This is a genomic window from Rhizobium sp. BK275, from assembly GCF_014193555.1.
Classification (GTDB): Bacteria; Pseudomonadota; Alphaproteobacteria; order Rhizobiales; family Rhizobiaceae; genus Rhizobium.
The window spans coordinates 99,197-115,697 of the sequence record NZ_JACHZL010000007.1; the positions used below are offsets into that span (position 1 = coordinate 99,197).

Here is a 16,501-nt window from a genome sequence, read left to right on the forward strand (position 1 = left end):
CACACATGAGAGCTGCCGGAACCCCATGCGCAACATCAGGATTTCAACCCGCCTCTACAGCCTCGTCGCTTTCGCGCTCGCCGTGCTTGCCGCGACGATGATCTTCTTCCTCAACTATTCCTATCGGGAGCTGGAAGCCGAGCGCAAAGCTGGCCTTGCGCAGATGGATGCGACGGCGCTTGCCATCTTCGACAAATATTACAAGCTGGAGCAGGCGGGTACGATGACCCGCGAGCAGGCGCAGTCTGCCGCCAAGGAAGTGATCGCCTCCATGCGCTATGGCGGCGGCACCGGCTATTTCTGGATCAACGACATGCATCCGACCATGGTGATGCATCCGGTCAAGCCGGAGTTGAACGGCACGGATCTGACGCAGAACAAGGACCCGAACGGCAAGTTCCTGTTCATCGAATTCGTCAATACGGTGAAGGCGAGCGGGCAGGGCTTTGTCGATTACTACTGGCCGAAGCCGGGCGCCGATCAGCCGGTTCTGAAATATTCGCATGTGGCAGGTTTTGCGCCCTGGGGCTGGATCGTCGGCACCGGCGTCTATGCAGACGATCTTGCGGCGCTCTATCGTCAGAATGCGATCTGGGCTGCGGCGCTCTGCCTGCTGGGCGCCATCGCCACGCTCGCCATCGCCTATGCCATCGTGCACAGCGTGACCTCGCCGATTGCCCGGCTGAAGGCGGCGATGAACGCGATTGCGGATGAGGATGCGAGCGTTCAGATATCCGATGCCGACCGGCGCGACGAGATCGGCCAGATGGCGAAATCGCTGATCGTACTGCGCGATTCCGTTGCCGAGCGCGCGGAACTGCGGGTGCGCGAGGACGAGCGCCAGCGCGAGATCGAAGGCGAGCGGCGCGGCAACGAAGCGAGCCTGCGCTCCGCCTCCGAACGCCAGACTGCGGCAATGATGGCGCTTGGCGCCGGACTGGAACGGCTTGCGGCCGGCGACCTGACGGTTGCGATCGACGATATCGGCCAGGATTATGCGAAGCTTCGCTCCGATTTCAACGCTGCCGTCGATGCGTTGAACAGCGTCATCCATGCGATCGCGGAATCGAGCCATATCGTCAACGACAGCGCCCGAGATATCAGCGAGGCGACCAACAATCTCTCCAAGCGCACCGAACAGCAGGCGGCTGCGCTCGAAGAGACGGCCGCCGCTCTCGACGAGATCACCGCAACGGTTCGCACCGCCTCCGAGCGCGCCAACGAGGCGCGTACCATGGTGGCGGAAACGAAGACCAGCGCCGGCAAATCCGGCGAGATCGTCCGCAACGCCGTCTCGGCCATGAGCCGCATCGAGGACAGTTCGAGCCGCATCAACCAGATCATCGGCGTGATCGACGAGATCGCCTTCCAGACGAACCTGCTGGCACTGAATGCCGGTGTGGAAGCGGCACGCGCCGGTGAAGCCGGTCGCGGTTTTGCCGTCGTGGCGCAGGAAGTGCGCGAGCTTGCGCAGCGTTCGGCGAATGCGGCGAAGGAGATCAAGACGCTGATTTCGAGCTCGGCATCCGAGGTCGAAGGCGGCGTGGCGCTGGTACGCTCCACCGGCGATGCGCTGGTCGAGATCGAGGCGCTGGTCAACCGGGTCAACGCCCATGTCGATTCCATCGCGACGGCTGCCCGCGAACAGGCGACGGGCCTTCACGAGATCAACACCTCGGTCAACCACATGGACCAGATGACCCAGCAAAACGCCGCCATGGTCGAGGAGACGACGGCTGCCAGCCAGACGCTCGCGGAAGAGAGCCAGCAGCTGCGGGCGCTGCTGTCTAAGTTCCGCCTGCGGGGCGAGACGGGGCAGGGTGCGCGGTACGGGCGGGCTGCGTGACAGGCTGCTACAGCATCGGCCGGAAAATCGGAATCGATTTTCGGAAAGCCTGATGCGTAGATTCAAAGAGTTAGAGCCTCCTTTGTGCGTCCGAATGGACGCACGGCGCTCTAATGAGACGACAAAGGGCCGCGGCATTGCCGTCGCGGTCCTTTGTTTTTCCTCAGAAGGCAGATCAGCCGGCAGCAAGTCAGCCGATACCGTGCTGCTTCAAAAGCGCCTGCTCGTCGCCTGAAACCCAGCCGAAGACCTTCGCACCTCCGTCCAGAACCTGCACAAGGTAATGGACCTCGAAGTCGATGTCGGTGTCCGGTTGGTCCTTGCGGGCATAAGCTGCCCTCCAGGCGACATGGGCCACACAGTGGCTCTCATCGATTGGCGAGAGGCGGACATGCCGAAGCAGCATCTCCTTCGTGCCGATGGAGCGATAGTGCTCATAACCCTGCGCCATCATCCGCTTGAGCTCATCGTCATTCTTGCCGGACATGACGCCGGCAGGCGAGGCGGCGATGACATCGGAAGCATAGAGGGATGCGATCTCATCCATATCGGCTTTGCCTGCGAGAGCCTGCCGGAAAAGGCGCTCATAGCGCTCGAACAATTTTTCTACTACGGCTTCCATCGGCTGCTTTCCTGAGTATGGACCGAGCTTATGGCGCGGTAGCTATGGCGCTGGCTGAGGATGCCAATAGGTCCCAAGGCAATGACCGGCATCTGCGGGGTCTCCAGAGCTCATCCGCCAGTTCCCAGGCGCATTGGATAGGCTTCAATTCCCGCGGTGTGGAGATACCTCTCTGACGAGTGCGAACGCTCCCGATTAGTGAATCTCCACACGTAAAGCTTTCATTCACCGTTTTTAATTAAATTTGAATCGAGGTTTTCCGATCACAGACCGCATGCGGAAGCGATAAGTATGGCGTTTCTTTCCCTTCTTCGGCGTTCCGTCCTGCCGGCCCTGCTTTCTACGGCACTGACGACCTGTTCGATCAGCGATGGGCTGGTGCCACCTGAGAATGTCGACAGCAGCACGCGCGTCAGCTCCATCTCGCCGATGCGCGGCGGGGCCGTGCGCATGGCGCCGGTCCAGAGCCAGCAACCCTATCCTGGCGCCAGCGCGCCTGTCGGCAATACGCAGGGGCAGATCGACTATCTCGATACGCCGAACCTTGCCGGAACGGGCCGGCAGATGCGCGCGCCGGCACGGCAATCGGCATCCATGGCCGTGCCGCAGCAGGGGCAGAGGCGCCTGCCGATGATCGACAGCGATGAAGCCCTGGCGCAACAGAGCCCGCAACCGGCATCCAACGGCAACTGGGGTGGCGTGCAGCCGCTCGCCATTCCCCATGATGGCGTCAACATGGACGAGGAGCTCGGTGCCGGGACTGGCAATCAGCCGGTCGTCGGCCTGGCGCAAGAGCAACAGCAGCAGATCGCCGAAGGCAACGCCACCGAACCTGTCGTCGATGGCATCGGCACGGAAAATCCCAGGCAGATCAATCAGCGGAACATGCCGCAACCGGTCGCGGCCGCGCAGATGAGCCGCGCGCCGGTGCGTGCCGCTCGGGGCAACGATGCCCAGACCTGGAGCGACGGCAGCCCGGTTCTAGCGCCGACGCGCGTGCCCGAGGAGGACGAGCCGGAAGAGGTTGCGATGCTGCGGCCTAACAATCCCATGATGAGCGAGCCGGCGGCCCCCGTCGATCCCGGTGTCATGCCGGCTTCCGAGCTTTCCTGCCGGCGCGAATTGAAGCGCATGGGCGTGATCTTCGAGGATCGCCCGCCGATCTCCAACGGGCCGGCCTGCCAGGTGCCTTATCCGGTGTCGCTGAAGGGCCTCTCCGGCAATATCGGCGTCAAGCCGGCGGTGGTCCTGAACTGCCAGGTGACGCTAGCCTTTGCCAAATGGGTGAAGAACGAGCTCGCGCCGTCGGCCCGCTTCCGTTACTGGACCGGCATTCAGACCATCGAGCCGCTTGGCGGCTATTCCTGCCGGCGCATGAACAACAGCCGCCAGAGATACAATCCGATTTCTGAACATGCGAAGGGCAATGCCATCGATGTCGGCAAGTTCGTGCTGAAGAACGGCCACAAGATCGACGTGCGCAAGAAAGGGCTGTTCTCCTTCCGCGAAGGGCGCCTCCTGAAGGCCGTGCGCAGCGACAGCTGCAATTATTTCACGACGGTGCTTGGCCCGGGCTACAATCCCGAGCACTGGAATCATTTCCACTTCGATCTCATGTCGCGCAGGAGCGGCAGAGCCGTCTGCAAATAGGCTGACATTGCGGGAATGTCTGCGTTATCTCGATGGTGTCGACGATAGCAGCGATAGCTTCCACACCCTCAACATCTAACAATATTTGTTAGACCTTGATATGCGCACTCTCACCATATCCCTCACGCCGCATCAGGCGGCCATGTTGGAGAACGCTGTCGAAAATGGCGGCTATGCCTCCAACAGCGAAATCGTGCGCGATGCGCTGCGCCTATGGGAGCAGCGCGAGGACGTCCGGCAGATGGAGCTGGCACGCCTCAAGAAAGCTTACGATGAAGGCATGGCGAGTGGTGAAGGTCGCAGCGTCACTGCAGACACGCTTCTCGCTGAACTGAAGGCAGAAGCGCGCAAGCGTGGCTAAGTACATTCTCAGCCCGCGCGCGGAAGAAGATTTGCGCGACATCTGGCGCGCCATTGCGCCAGACAATGAGCGTGCTGCGGATTCTAGACAAGGCCGAGTTGGCAGCCGAGCATCCGCATATGGGGCCGCTACGTCCCGATTTGAGCCCCACGGCACGGATTCTGATAGAGGGGCGTTACATCGTCATTTATGAGCCGATGTCTTACGGCATCTTCGTGGTGGCGGTGGTCTACGGCCCACGCGACGTCGAAAACTGGCTCGACTGATACAAACCCTCATCGTGACGATATGATGTATCGGCCAGTTGAAATCGAAGGCCGCTGCACAGCCTGTTGCGGCCAGCGCGGCAGGCGGTCAGATTGCCGGCATTCCGGTGTCGGCCATCTCGTTGGTGGTCGCCGAGCAGCCGCACGGGGCTGAAGCCGAAATGGGTTTCGCAGAATGCGTCCGCCTCCTCGACATTGTGCGCGTAAATCACCCATCGGTTCAATGGCGCGACAGCCTCCGGTGCGTCATGTTCGATGCGCCTGTATCGGCACGCGCGGCGGCGTTTGCCACGGGCAGTCCTGCCGGAACAGACCGCTTTTGTTCGCCTTGCCGCAGGCCGGCCGGATGTCCCGACTTTGCGCGGAAACCTTTACCGCTATGAGCGGTTAGGGACACTCTGCCTGATCTCGGGGGCCTGTTCTCGAGGCCTGATTCCGGGGATGAAGCGATTGCGGGGATGGATGGAGATCGACGATCTCAGGCTCCTGGCGGGTAAGCATCTGCTCATTGTCGAAAGCGGTGACTTGGTCGCCGACGCGGTGCGGCTTGCGCTGGAAAAGGCCGGGGTCGTCATCGTCGGACCTGCGTCATCAGCCGAGATCGGCCTGGCGCTGCTCGATATTGCCAGGATCGACGGCGCCATTCTGGATATACGCATCGAGGGCGACGTGGTGTTTCCGCTCGCCGAGCGGCTGCAGGATGCCCAGATACCCTTTGTTTTCGCGATGTCTGTTTTTGCGATGCCTCATGCCGATGCGGATATTGCCGCAAGATATGGCGGCTATCTGCTCAGTGAGAACCCCTCCGCACTTGCCGAGATCGCCAAGGCGCTCTTTGCGTCGCGCGAAAACGGCGGCTGAGTCCGGCCTTTCAGACGCCGGCAGCATACCTATTGTGCGTTATCGTACCAAGATGCCCATTTATGGAACGAACAGGAGGCTGCCCCTTTTCTCTGAGTAGCGGAGACGTCGATTTCCGAGGGATCCACATCAAGAGCCCTCCATATGAACGGCTACGGCATCGGCCCGAAATTCGGAATCGATTTTCAGAAAGCTTGATGCGTAGTTTCAAAGAGTTAGTGCGTCCAAGTGGACGCACGGCGCTCCAGGGAGCAGGGACATGAAACATTCCCGCGACGTTCTTCAAGAGGAAGTGGTCACGCTCATTCCGGCGCTCAGGGCATTCGCCCGCACCTTTTACCGGTCGTCCGTGGATGCGGACGATCTCGTGCAGGAAACGCTCGTCAGGGCACTCGGCAATATCGAGCAGTTCAAACAGGGCACGAGGATGAAATCCTGGCTGTTCACGATCATGCGCAATGCCTTCTGCACGCGCTTCCGCCTCAGGCAGCGCGAGACGCTCGGTTCGGAGGAATGTGTTTCGTCGCAGGGCAGCGTGCCGGCCGATCAGGAATGGCATCTGCGCGGCCATGAATTGGAGGCTGCCTGCGGACACCTGCCGGAGCCTTACCGCGCCGCCTTCGCCTTCATCTTCGTGGACGGGCGCTCCTATGAGGAAGCGGCAGACCATTTCCATTGCCCGATCGGCACCATCAAGAGCCGGGTGAACCGCGCCCGCCACCGCATTGCGCACGATATCGGCTATTATCATTAGAGCGCCGTGCGTCCATTCGGACGCACAAAGGACGCTCTAACTCTTTGAATCTACGCATCAGGCTTTCCGTCGATTACGATTTTCGGGCCGATGCTGTAGCCCGAATTGTCGCTAGACGGTGTCCGGCTCCTTGAGTTCGCCGATCAGCCGGCGATATTCCCGCTCGGCACGACCATAGGAATCGCCGGCGAATTCTTCGAGGCCCGCCCGGTTGCGGACGGTGACCATGCTGCGCTCCGACCAGATGAGCAGCCTGCCTTCCAGATCATGCAGCGCGTTGGTGATGCTGGCCCGCCTGACCGACAGCATGAGGGCCAGGAACTCGTGCGTCAGGCCGATCTGGTCGCCGTCGATGCGGTCATGGCACATCAGGATCCAGCGCGCCAGCCGCGGCTCGATGGAATGATTGGCATTGGCAAGCGAGGTGAAAGCCGCCTGGACGATGAACGTCTGGACATAGCGGTTCAGGAGCCGGCGCAGTGACGGTGCGGCCTTCAGCGCTTCCTGCAGCGGCTCCACGGCGATGCGCGAACCACGCCCTTCCACCTGCATGAAAATGTCGAAGGTCGCGTGCGTGCTGTCGAGAATCGGCGTCAGCGGCGCGATGCCTTCGCGCCCGACGATGCCGACCTCGCTCGATCGGTCGGCCGCCGATCTCGCGATGATCGAGGCGATGCCATCCTGGATGAAATAACAATGTTTCACCTGATGGCCTGATGTCGACAGCGCAAAGCCCCGCGGCAGGGCAAGCGGCTCCAGGTGAGGGGCCAGATGCGGTCTCGCCTCATCGTCCATCCTTGCGAGCAATATATTGTCGCCCGCCGCGTAAAGCGCCTTGTCCATGGCTTTCCTCTTCGTGAAACCATCAGACTCGAGACAACGGCCGAGGTTCCCGCTTGCGGTCGATTTGCCGGCAACTCCTGCGGCCCTTACATTGTCACCAAATGGTGATCTTATTTGGGATATTCAGAGCGCCCCCGTGGGAACTTTGTTCCGGCCGTCGCGTTTGAAGGGCCGAAACGATCAATCGGGGGCAGGCAGCGGCGCTATTCATCATGTCAGATTGGACCATACCCTTGCATATCCGGCTTCCAGGGCAGGAGAGCCTCATTACCGTGCGTGGAACAGGCCACGCGGCAGCACTTCTCGCCGAAAAGTGGCCTGTCACCTACGGTCTGGCCTTCGAGAATGCGCTGGCCTCCTTTGCGGCCGTCTCGGAAGGTGAGCTTCTGCCAGACGAGGCGCGGGAAGCCTTCATCGATGCGGCCGATGCCGCCGGCGTCCGCTGCATCGATGACGAAGCCTGATATCGCCGTCATGCGCCGGTGCGAGCTTCATGTAAAGACATAGAGCACCAGCCCCAGCAGGACGCAGCCGGCAAGGCCGGCGAAGAAGATCACGCGCCGTGTTCTTGTCCGCAGAATGATTTCGCCGCCGCGCGCGTCCTGCGCGGAAAAGACCCTCTCTTCGGTGTCGCCGCTATCGGCGGCTCCGGATTTTTCCTCTGTCATGGTCGTGCCTTTCCTTCCCCGCTCAGTGCCGAACCTCCGGGGTGGCGGCAGGTTCCCAGGCGCGGAGGGGGCTGGGTGAGAGCAGGTGTTTTGGCCGGCCATAAGATCAATGGGTAATTTAGCAGGGGATTGTTAACCTTGCGCCCGATAAGTTTTTCATCCTCGGGTGCATGAAGCATCGATTCTCCTGTCCAATGATCACTTTCTCGTTGAATAACAGAGCCTTTGATGTCGTCGATCATCACGAACAATTCCGCCATGGCCGCACTTCAGACACTTCGCAACGTGAACGGCAGCCTTCAGGATACGCAGCAGCGCGTCTCCTCGGGTTACCGGATCGACAAGGCAGCCGACAACGCCGCCTATTGGTCGATCGCCACGACCATGCGTTCGGACAACAAGGCGCTCTCGGCGGTTTCGGATGCGTTGGGCCTTGGTGCGGCAAAGGTGGACACGGCCTATACCGCGATGTCGAGCGCCATCGACGTGGTGAGCGAGATCAAGGCGAAGCTCGTCGCCGCTTCGGAGAAGGGCGTCGACAGGGCCAAGGTGCAGGAAGAGATTGATCAGCTGCAGGATCAGTTGCTGAGCATTGCCCGGTCGGCCTCATTCTCCGGCGAGAACTGGATGATCGCCATCGACCTGACGACCCGCTCGGTCGTGTCCTCCTTCGTGCGCGACGGCAGCGGCAATGTGAAGGTCACGATGACGGATTATGTCGCCAGGAGCAGCAATCCCCTTCATTTGAATACCCTGTTCGGTGCCTGGGCGACCGGCGGCAGCCTCGAAAATCTCGATGAGGGCATCCTCGGCACGAACGTGGGAAAGTTATCTGGTCAGTCGGTCTACGCACTCGACATCACGACGCTCACCACGTCGGGCGGCATCGGCAACGCGCTGCAGGATGTGGAGCAGGCGTTGGGCCTGATGGTCGCCACGGCTTCCGAGCTCGGCTCGCTGCAGAAGCGCATCGCCATGCAGGAGGATTTCGTCTCCACGCTCAGCGATTCCACCGACAGCGGCGTCGGGCGGCTGGTCGATGCCGATATGGAGGCGGAGTCCTCGCGATTATCGGCGCTGCAGACGCAGCAGCAACTGGCAGTGCAATCGCTCTCCATCGCCAACAGCGCGCCGCAGAACATTCTGTCGCTCTTCCGGAGCTGAAGGAGAGCGCCGTAGCGAGCGCCGTCTTCAGGATGTTTCCAAACAAAGGAGAAACGCAAAAGTTTCAAACGCGCATATTTTTCCCTTCAGCGCGGCTGCAGGGTCGCTTGCAGGCCTTGAAGCGGGGCATGCGGCGCGGCTCGATAGAAAATTTTTGCGTTCTGCATTTTGTATGGAACTCTCTGCTCCCTTATGCGTTTGGCAGCATCTTCAAGGAGCGATCGGGAGGAAATCATGCAACCGAATATCAGAACGGATGCGCCTGACCGCTGGATCGGTGCCGTGGAGCTTGCGATCGTGCAGAAGGCCTTCAACAGGCTTTGCGCAGAGCGGGGTCTGTCGCGCGACTGCAAGGAAGCGCGTGAACTCGCTCGTATGACAATCGACCTTTACCAGCAGGGCGCCGACAGCGAGTACAAGCTGCACACCATGCTGTCGGGTTCCGATTTCAAGACACCGGCCCTGTGAGGGGCGCATGGGCAACATCGTAACATTCCCGCGCCGAAATCTCCGGCCGCCGCGACCATCCTATGTCGGCTCGGCAAGGCAGGTGGAAGGAAGGATCGCCATTCTGGAGACGATCGCGAAGATCACCGTTCGCGACAGCGCGTTTACACCCTATGAACAGGCGGCGCTGCTGGCAAAGCTGAGGACCGCCATGCGGGCGGAATGCGTTGCACATAAGCTCGCGCCGGAAGAACAGCTCGAAACGATGCGCTATGCCGAGCGGCTTCTCCACGATATCCTCGACAGCCTCAACGGCTGACGCAGCTCCCTTCACATCTTCTTGCGTCTCAGCCCCTTCCGGCCGCCATGTCGCGGTTGCGGAGCGCCATCTGCTCGTGCGAACATGCGTCCATGCTGATCCGACCTGCCAGAGCGGAAGACCGCAGCGCCATCTGGACGATCCTGGAACCTGTCATCCGGGCGGGCGAGACCTATACGCTCGACGGCGACATGAGCGAAGCCGATGCGCTCGACTACTGGCTCGGCTCCGACAAGGAAACATTCGTCGCCGATGACGGCGGCAGCATCGTCGGCACCTATTATATCAAGGCCAATCAGGCTGGCGGCGGCAATCACGTCTGCAATTGCGGTTATATGACCGCGCCGCCGGCGGCGGGCCAGGGTGTGGCGCGCATCATGCACCAGCATTCGCTTGCCCATGCGCGCCAGCGCGGCTTCCGGGCCATGCAGTTCAATTTCGTCGTCAGTTCCAACGAGCGGGCAGTGCGGCTGTGGCAGTCGCTCGATTTTCAGGTGGTCGGCCGGCTTCCCGGGGCGTTCAATCATCCTGATCTCGGCTATGTCGATGCGCTCGTGATGTATCGGGATCTTTGATGTTGGAGGGCGTAGTTTACAAGGACCTCGCCTCAAACTGAGACCAACCTATTTTAACACACCAGAAAAAAGAAAGCCGGCCTAGGGCCGGCTTAGACGAACGCGGCTGAACAGGGGATACTGGCCGGTTCCTGGCATTTCGTGACTGACAATAATTTTCACTACAATGCCGAGGCCAGCAGAGAAGGCGTAACGAGATCGCCGAGAGGGCGGCTCCGCAAAGGGGTGGGCGGCGGGCGGGAGCCGGTGCTGTCCTCGCGTGTTCTTATGCGGGATGAACATCACCGATTGATGACATCGGGAGCCGGGAAATGATTTTCTTTTCATTGGCCGATTTTCGCTGTGGATGGGCATCCGATGCCTGACATTGTCGGCGGCTGGAATGATGGTGTGAATTCACTGTTCAGGCTCTTCGGGATGTCAAAGCTTCACAAAGGGGCTATATAGCGGGCGAATTCGACCTGATATCCGCAAAGAGCCCCATGGCACCGATCATTTCCGTCCAAGATCTCACCAAGACCTATGCAAATGGCTTCCAGGCGCTGAAGGGCATCAACCTCGAAATCGAGCGCGGTGAAATCCTGGCGCTGCTCGGGCCGAACGGGGCGGGCAAGACGACACTGATCTCGATCATCTGCGGCATCGCCAATCCGAGTGGCGGCGCGGTTGTGGTCGACGGGCATGACGTGGTGAAGGATTTCCGCGCCACGCGCACGCTGATCGGCCTGGTGCCGCAGGAACTGACCACCGACCAGTTCGAGACGGTGTGGAATACGGTGAGTTTTTCGCGCGGCCTGCACGGCAAGAAGGCCAATCCCGCCCATATCGAGAAGGTGCTGCGCGACCTGTCGCTGTGGGACAAGAAGGACAATATGCTGCGCCAGCTCTCCGGCGGCATGAAGCGGCGCGTGTTGATCGCCAAGGCGCTGTCGCACGAGCCCTCGATCCTCTTCCTCGACGAGCCGACGGCGGGCGTGGACGTGACGCTGCGCAAGGACATGTGGCACGTGGTCGAGCGGCTGCGCGCCGAAGGCGTCACCATCATCCTGACGACGCATTACATCGAAGAGGCCGAAGAGATTGCCGATCGCGTCGGCGTCATCAATGGCGGCGAGTTGCTGCTCGTCGAAGACAAGCAGGCGCTGATGGCCAAGCTCGGCCGCAAGCAGCTGATCCTCGAACTCAATGAACCGCTGGATAAGCTTCCGGATTGCTTTGCCGGCAACGGCCTGTCGATCGAGGCCGAGGGTAACAGGCTCGTCTATGAATTCGACACGCACAACGAGCACGAAAGCGTCGCATCGCTTTTGACCCGGCTTGGGGAAAACAACGTCAATTTCCGGGATCTCTCGACGCGCCAGAGCTCGCTCGAAGATATCTTCGTATCGCTGGTAGGAGCCGCAAAGTGAACTTCGAGGCGATCAAGTCGATCTATTATTTCGAGATGGCGCGCACGCGGCGCACGCTCTTGCAGAGCGTCATTTCGCCCGTCATTTCCACCTCGCTCTATTTCATCGTCTTCGGCGCTGCCATCGGCTCGCGCATCCAGGAAGTGGAGGGCGTGTCCTACGGCGCCTTCATCACGCCCGGCCTCATCATGCTGACGCTGCTCGGCCAGTGCATCGGCAACGGTTCCTTCGGCATCTATTTCCCGAAATTCACCGGCACGATCTACGAGATCCTGTCGGCCCCCGTCGCCATGACGGAAATCCTGATCGGCTATGTGGGAGCGGCGGCCACCAAGGGCCTGATCATCGGCGTCATCATTCTGCTGACGGCCAATCTCTTCGTCGATGTCCGCATCGAACATCCCTTCATGATGGTGTTGTTCTTCCTGCTGACTGCGATCAGCTTCAGCCTGTTCGGCTTCATGATCGGCATATGGGCCACGAATTTCGAGCAGCTCAACCTCATCCCCATGCTGGTCGTGCCACCGCTGACCTTCCTCGGCGGCAGCTTCTACTCGATCAACATGCTGCCGCCCTTCTGGCAGGCCGTCAGCCATTTCAACCCGGTGCTCTACCTCGTCAGCGGCTTCCGCTGGAGCTTCTTCGGGATTGCAGACGTCAACCCGCTGGTCAGCCTCGGGATGATCTCGCTGTTTCTGGTGATTTGCCTGAGCACGCTCGGCTGGATTTTCAAGACGGGGTATAGGCTGCGCAATTGAGCGGGCGGACCGCCGCCACGACCAAATCCGCTTAGGCGACATATATTCGTTCACATTTTGTTCGCAACTGCTAGTCTGGCCTTGCTGTCATTTACGAAGGAGAGAGTCGTGGAGGAGCAACAGACCAAATTCGAGCGGTTGAAGGCGCTGCATCAAAGGGATGAGGCATTCGTCATTCCTAATCCCTGGGATGCCGGTTCGGCCCGAATCCTGACGAGTCTCGGTTTCGAGGCCTTGGCGACGACCAGCGCCGGTTATGCCTTTTCCAAGGGCAAGCGGGATTCCTTTGCGAGCCTCCAGCGCGGCGAAATTCTCGACAATGCCGCCGAGATCGTCGGCGCCACCGATCTTCCCGTATCGGCCGATCTCGAAGATGGGTTCGGTGCCGCACCGGAGATCTGCGCCGAAACGATCCGGCTGGCCTGCGAGGTCGGGCTGGTCGGCGGATCGATCGAGGATGCCAGCGGCGAACCGGCCCGCCCGATCTATGATCTGTCGCATTCTGTCGAGCGTGTGCAGGCTGCAGCCGAGGCCGCGCGGACACTGCCTTTCCTGTTGACGGCAAGGGCGGAGAATTTTCTGTGGGAGCGGCCTGATCTCGATGACACGATCAGGCGGCTGCAGGCTTTTTCGGCGGCCGGCGCCGACGTGCTCTATGCGCCCGGCCTGCCTGACATCGACGCCATCCGGACGGTCTGCGCCGCCGTCGACAAGCCCGTCAATGTGGTGATGGGGCTGAAGGGGCCGCGCTACAGCGTTGCCGAACTCTCGGCTGCCGGCGTGCGCCGCGTGAGTGTCGGCGGCTCCTTTGCGCGTGCGGCACTCGGCGCGTTATTGCGGGCGGCCGAGGAAGTGAAATCATCGGGCACCTTTACCTATGCCGCCGATGCGATCCCGGCGGCCACGCTCAGCCAGCTCATGTCGCAGGAGAAGCGAGGCGACCGGGAGTAGGGCTCTATTGATGATCTCTCATTGCGGATTGGTGATGAGGTCGGGAAATTTGTAGTAGATGCAGTCGCTCATTACGAAGAACGACATGCCGGTATCGCCGATCTCGTAAGATGAAAGCTCCCACTCGAAGGTGTCATGACCATCATACCCAGCCAGTAATGCCATGAGGCTCAACTCCCGGTACGGTCCTGGCGGAAACATTGCGCCATAGACCGTCACCTCCTTTCCGGCGAATTCGCCCTTGATGACTCTCCTGATCTCCAGATCCGCCCGGATCATCCGGGTCGGGAATTCGTTCGTCACGATCAAACCGGATTCGCCGATGAAAAGCGATTTCACGCTGGCCTCGACCACCACCTTCGCCTTTGCCAGCAGCTCATTCTGCGGAGGACATCGCGGCATCCCGACTGCTGGTCGCAGGCAGAGAACCAACAGGATGAAAATCGCGTGAAAGCCTGTCTGCATGCGCGCGCTCGATGCTCCGGGCATCGGTGTTTCCCCATTCGGGCAGGCCAATTCCTGCCAGTTGCGCGAAGCTGAACTCGAATTGCGGCTTATCCGCCGCCTAATGATGGCGGCGCGGCGTCAAACAGGTGATGGTTGTAAGTGCGAAATGACGGGACGCGGATGTCTGCCAATCAGCTCTTCTTCTTACGCCGCCCCTTGCCATCCCGAGGGCGGAAATCGACGAGCAGGGATTTCAGTTCGAGTTCGCGCACGCGCCTTGCCGCTTCGTCCGGGCTGACCCAGTCCAGCACGCGCTGGCCGACTTCCCTGAATTCGTTTTGTGCGGCCTCCACTTCGATCTGGAAGATATCGACGATGCAGGGCACGACGTCGCCGTCGTCCAGTTCCTTCAGATAGGTATAGCGGCCAACGGGGTGCTTGCTGACCGTTCCGCGCACGCCGGCTTCCTCCCACGCCTCGATGGCGGCCGCTTCGTGCGGCTTCTTCTTTTTCATCGGCCAGCCCTTGGGAATGATCCAGCGGCCGCTGTCGCGCGTGGTGACGACGAGGATATCGATCTCGGGACCCTTGCTTGCGGGGGGCTTGCTATCGGGATCGGCACTGCGGCGACGGAAGCAGAGCGCGCCATATTGCTGGCGAAAGGCGCCGGAGAAAAGCTTCTCGGGCCTCGCGGCAAGCTGCTTCAACAGTGGCTGGGATGTGCCGGCACGGGATTTCGCGCCTTTTTTATTGGATTTCATGACATCCAGCATTGTCAAAATTTACTTTTTCGATCAATTGCCTGCGACGCTTTATGACAGATTTATGACAGTCTCCTACGACAGTCGTCCAAAAAGGGAAGGATCGCCCGAGATGATGAGCGTGTTTCGCAAGATGATGCCGCGGGAGGACCGCTTCTTCGAGATGTTCTGCAGGCATGCGAAAACCGTGGTGGCAGCAGCCGAGGCAATGGAGAAGCTGCTGAAGGGCGAAAATGTCGAGGAGAATTGCGACCGTATCGTCGCGCTGGAGGACGATGCCGACCAGATCACCCGCGAGGTGCTGCTCGCCATCCGCCGCAGCTTCATCACGCCTTTCGACCGCGGCGACATCAAGGACCTGATCCAGTCCATGGATGACGCGATCGACATGATGCACAAGACGGTGAAGATCATCCGCCTGTTCGAGCAATCGAGCTTCGATCCGCTGATGCAGGAAATGGGCGGCGAGATCGTCAAGGCGGCGGCCCTGATGCAGAAGGCGATCGGATTGCTCGACAAGATCGGCGCCAATGCCCATCAACTGTCGTCGATCGCCGAGGAGATCACGCGGGTGGAAGGCCGCTCCGACGAACTGCATGACGAGGGGCTGAAGGAGCTCTATCGCCGGCATGGCGCCAACGGCAATGCCATGGCCTACATGATCGGCAGCGAGATCTACTCCAACCTGGAAAAGATCGTCGACCGGTTCGAGGACGTGGCCAACGAAATCAGCGGCGTCGTCATCGAGAACGTCTGATGGAAGCCTCTCTCTCCCTTCCGCTGCTGGTCGGTCTGATCGGCGTGGCGCTGTTCTTCGATTTTCTGAACGGGCTGCATGATGCGGCAAACTCGATCGCGACGATCGTCTCCACCCGGGTGCTGAGGCCGCAATATGCCGTCGCCTGGGCCGCCTTCTTCAATTTCATCGCCTTCCTGTTCTTCGGCCTGCATGTCGCAGAGACGCTGGGTACCGGCATCATCGACCCGGCCATCGTTTCGCCGCAGGTGATCTTTGCGGCGCTGATGGGGGCGATCGTCTGGAACATCGTCACCTGGCTGTTCGGAATCCCGTCTTCGTCGTCGCATGCGCTCATCGGCGGGCTTGTCGGAGCGGGGCTTGCGAAGGTCGGCGTCAGCTCGATCGTCTGGAGCGGGTTGCTGAAGACTGTCGGCGCGATCGTCATGTCGCCGGCGATCGGTTTCCTGCTGGCGTTGTTCTTCGTGCTCATGGTCTCCTGGATGTTCGTGCGCCAGACGCCCTTTGCCGTCGACAACACCTTCCGTTTCATGCAGTTCATCTCCGCTTCGCTCTATTCGCTCGGCCACGGCGGCAACGACGCGCAGAAGACCATGGGCATCATCGCCGTGCTTCTCTTCAGCCAGGGCCATCTCGGCGGCAGCTTCCATGTGCCGCTCTGGGTGGTCATTTCCTGCCAGTCGGCGATGGCGCTCGGCACGCTTTTCGGCGGCTGGCGGATCGTTCATACGATGGGCTCGAAGATCACCCGGCTCAATCCGATGCAGGGCTTTTGCGCGGAAACCGGCGGGGCGCTGACGCTGTTCGGCGCGACGTGGCTTGGCATTCCCGTGTCGACGACGCATACGATCACCGGCGCGATCATCGGCGTCGGCGCCGCACGGCGTCTTTCGGCCGTGCGGTGGGGCATTGCCGGCAATATCGTGATTGCCTGGGTCATCACGATGCCTGCTGCCGCTGCCATTGCTGCCGCCTGCTATGGGATTGCGAGCCTGTTTGCCTGAGGGCAGGGGCCGTTCGACGCGCCGATACCTTATTTTAG

Annotated in this window: 21 protein-coding genes; 16 read left to right on the forward strand and 5 right to left on the reverse strand. The window is 60.6% G+C overall.

Features of this window, described 5'->3' with window-relative positions:
* Positions 1–25 precede the first annotated feature (25 nt).
* Entirely contained in the window at positions 26–1,846 is a 1,821-nt protein-coding gene (locus FHT82_RS21630; RefSeq protein WP_183734737.1) for a methyl-accepting chemotaxis protein, read from the forward strand.
* 190 nt (positions 1,847–2,036) lie between these two features.
* Here the strand turns inward: FHT82_RS21630 and FHT82_RS21635 are convergent, their stop codons facing one another.
* Complete coding sequence (locus FHT82_RS21635; RefSeq protein WP_183734738.1) at positions 2,037–2,468, reverse strand: nuclear transport factor 2 family protein; 432 nt, start codon at positions 2,466–2,468, stop codon at positions 2,037–2,039.
* Between the two features lie 291 nt (positions 2,469–2,759).
* Between FHT82_RS21635 and FHT82_RS21640 the strand changes: the two genes are divergently transcribed.
* The 5 genes from FHT82_RS21640 (at position 2,760) to FHT82_RS21660 (ending at position 6,360) form a co-directional block, all read left to right on the forward strand.
* Positions 2,760–4,118 (forward strand): extensin family protein, encoded by a 1,359-nt coding sequence (locus tag FHT82_RS21640; RefSeq protein ID WP_183734739.1) that lies wholly within the window; start codon positions 2,760–2,762, stop codon positions 4,116–4,118.
* Between the two features lie 100 nt (positions 4,119–4,218).
* Positions 4,219–4,479, forward strand: a complete 261-nt coding sequence (locus tag FHT82_RS21645; RefSeq protein ID WP_183734740.1) for a type II toxin-antitoxin system ParD family antitoxin — start codon at positions 4,219–4,221, stop codon at positions 4,477–4,479.
* A gap of 71 nt (positions 4,480–4,550) precedes the next feature.
* Positions 4,551–4,745 (forward strand): type II toxin-antitoxin system RelE/ParE family toxin, encoded by a 195-nt coding sequence (locus FHT82_RS21650; RefSeq protein ID WP_348647646.1) that lies wholly within the window; start codon positions 4,551–4,553, stop codon positions 4,743–4,745.
* Positions 4,746–5,186: 441 nt separating this feature from the next.
* A complete protein-coding gene (locus FHT82_RS21655) occupies positions 5,187–5,606 on the forward strand; it encodes a response regulator (RefSeq protein ID WP_246698194.1) in 420 nt (139 codons plus the stop codon).
* A gap of 259 nt (positions 5,607–5,865) precedes the next feature.
* Positions 5,866–6,360, forward strand: coding sequence for a sigma-70 family RNA polymerase sigma factor (locus FHT82_RS21660; RefSeq protein ID WP_183734741.1), 495 nt, complete (start codon positions 5,866–5,868; stop codon positions 6,358–6,360).
* A gap of 111 nt (positions 6,361–6,471) precedes the next feature.
* On the opposite strand, the gene FHT82_RS21665 is transcribed toward FHT82_RS21660, so the two are convergent.
* On the reverse strand, positions 6,472–7,203 hold the full coding sequence (locus FHT82_RS21665; protein WP_183734742.1) for a Crp/Fnr family transcriptional regulator: 732 nt from the start codon (positions 7,201–7,203) through the stop codon (positions 6,472–6,474).
* Between the two features lie 212 nt (positions 7,204–7,415).
* On the opposite strand from FHT82_RS21665, the gene FHT82_RS21670 reads away from it, so the two are divergent.
* Entirely contained in the window at positions 7,416–7,667 is a 252-nt protein-coding gene (locus FHT82_RS21670; protein ID WP_183734743.1) for a DUF982 domain-containing protein, read from the forward strand.
* 27 nt (positions 7,668–7,694) lie between these two features.
* Here the strand turns inward: FHT82_RS21670 and FHT82_RS21675 are convergent, their stop codons facing one another.
* Complete coding sequence (locus FHT82_RS21675) at positions 7,695–7,871, reverse strand: peptide ABC transporter permease (protein ID WP_183734744.1); 177 nt, start codon at positions 7,869–7,871, stop codon at positions 7,695–7,697.
* Positions 7,872–8,099: 228 nt separating this feature from the next.
* On the opposite strand from FHT82_RS21675, the gene FHT82_RS21680 reads away from it, so the two are divergent.
* The 7 genes from FHT82_RS21680 to FHT82_RS21710 all read left to right on the forward strand — a co-directional run bounded on the left by FHT82_RS21680 (position 8,100) and on the right by FHT82_RS21710 (position 13,494).
* The gene (locus tag FHT82_RS21680; protein WP_183734745.1) at positions 8,100–9,035 is read left to right on the forward strand and encodes a flagellin; all 936 of its coding nucleotides are present in this window, start codon (positions 8,100–8,102) and stop codon (positions 9,033–9,035) included.
* Positions 9,036–9,269: 234 nt separating this feature from the next.
* Positions 9,270–9,503: a hypothetical protein gene (locus FHT82_RS21685; RefSeq protein ID WP_183734746.1), complete on the forward strand. Its 234-nt coding sequence runs from the start codon at positions 9,270–9,272 to the stop codon at positions 9,501–9,503.
* A gap of 7 nt (positions 9,504–9,510) precedes the next feature.
* Positions 9,511–9,801, forward strand: a complete 291-nt coding sequence (locus FHT82_RS21690) for a hypothetical protein (protein ID WP_183734747.1) — start codon at positions 9,511–9,513, stop codon at positions 9,799–9,801.
* A 92-nt stretch (positions 9,802–9,893) separates the two neighbouring features.
* A complete protein-coding gene (locus FHT82_RS21695) occupies positions 9,894–10,376 on the forward strand; it encodes an N-acetyltransferase (protein ID WP_183734748.1) in 483 nt (160 codons plus the stop codon).
* A 482-nt stretch (positions 10,377–10,858) separates the two neighbouring features.
* On the forward strand, positions 10,859–11,785 hold the full coding sequence (locus FHT82_RS21700) for an ABC transporter ATP-binding protein (RefSeq protein WP_183734749.1): 927 nt from the start codon (positions 10,859–10,861) through the stop codon (positions 11,783–11,785).
* On the forward strand, positions 11,782–12,543 hold the full coding sequence (locus FHT82_RS21705) for an ABC transporter permease (protein WP_183734750.1): 762 nt from the start codon (positions 11,782–11,784) through the stop codon (positions 12,541–12,543). The genes FHT82_RS21700 and FHT82_RS21705 overlap by 4 nt, the downstream gene beginning before the upstream one ends.
* 108 nt (positions 12,544–12,651) lie before the next feature.
* Complete coding sequence (locus tag FHT82_RS21710; RefSeq protein ID WP_183734751.1) at positions 12,652–13,494, forward strand: isocitrate lyase/phosphoenolpyruvate mutase family protein; 843 nt, start codon at positions 12,652–12,654, stop codon at positions 13,492–13,494.
* Positions 13,495–13,512: 18 nt separating this feature from the next.
* On the opposite strand, the gene FHT82_RS21715 is transcribed toward FHT82_RS21710, so the two are convergent.
* Entirely contained in the window at positions 13,513–13,983 is a 471-nt protein-coding gene (locus tag FHT82_RS21715) for a hypothetical protein (protein ID WP_246698195.1), read from the reverse strand.
* A gap of 149 nt (positions 13,984–14,132) precedes the next feature.
* Positions 14,133–14,702, reverse strand: a complete 570-nt coding sequence (locus FHT82_RS21720; RefSeq protein WP_183734752.1) for an NUDIX hydrolase — start codon at positions 14,700–14,702, stop codon at positions 14,133–14,135.
* Between the two features lie 112 nt (positions 14,703–14,814).
* On the opposite strand from FHT82_RS21720, the gene FHT82_RS21725 reads away from it, so the two are divergent.
* Both FHT82_RS21725 and FHT82_RS21730 read left to right on the forward strand, forming a co-directional pair.
* The gene (locus tag FHT82_RS21725; RefSeq protein WP_183734753.1) at positions 14,815–15,459 is read left to right on the forward strand and encodes a DUF47 domain-containing protein; all 645 of its coding nucleotides are present in this window, start codon (positions 14,815–14,817) and stop codon (positions 15,457–15,459) included.
* Positions 15,459–16,463, forward strand: a complete 1,005-nt coding sequence (locus FHT82_RS21730; protein WP_183734754.1) for an inorganic phosphate transporter — start codon at positions 15,459–15,461, stop codon at positions 16,461–16,463. Before FHT82_RS21725 ends, FHT82_RS21730 begins: the two co-directional genes overlap by 1 nt.
* Positions 16,464–16,501 lie beyond the last annotated feature (38 nt).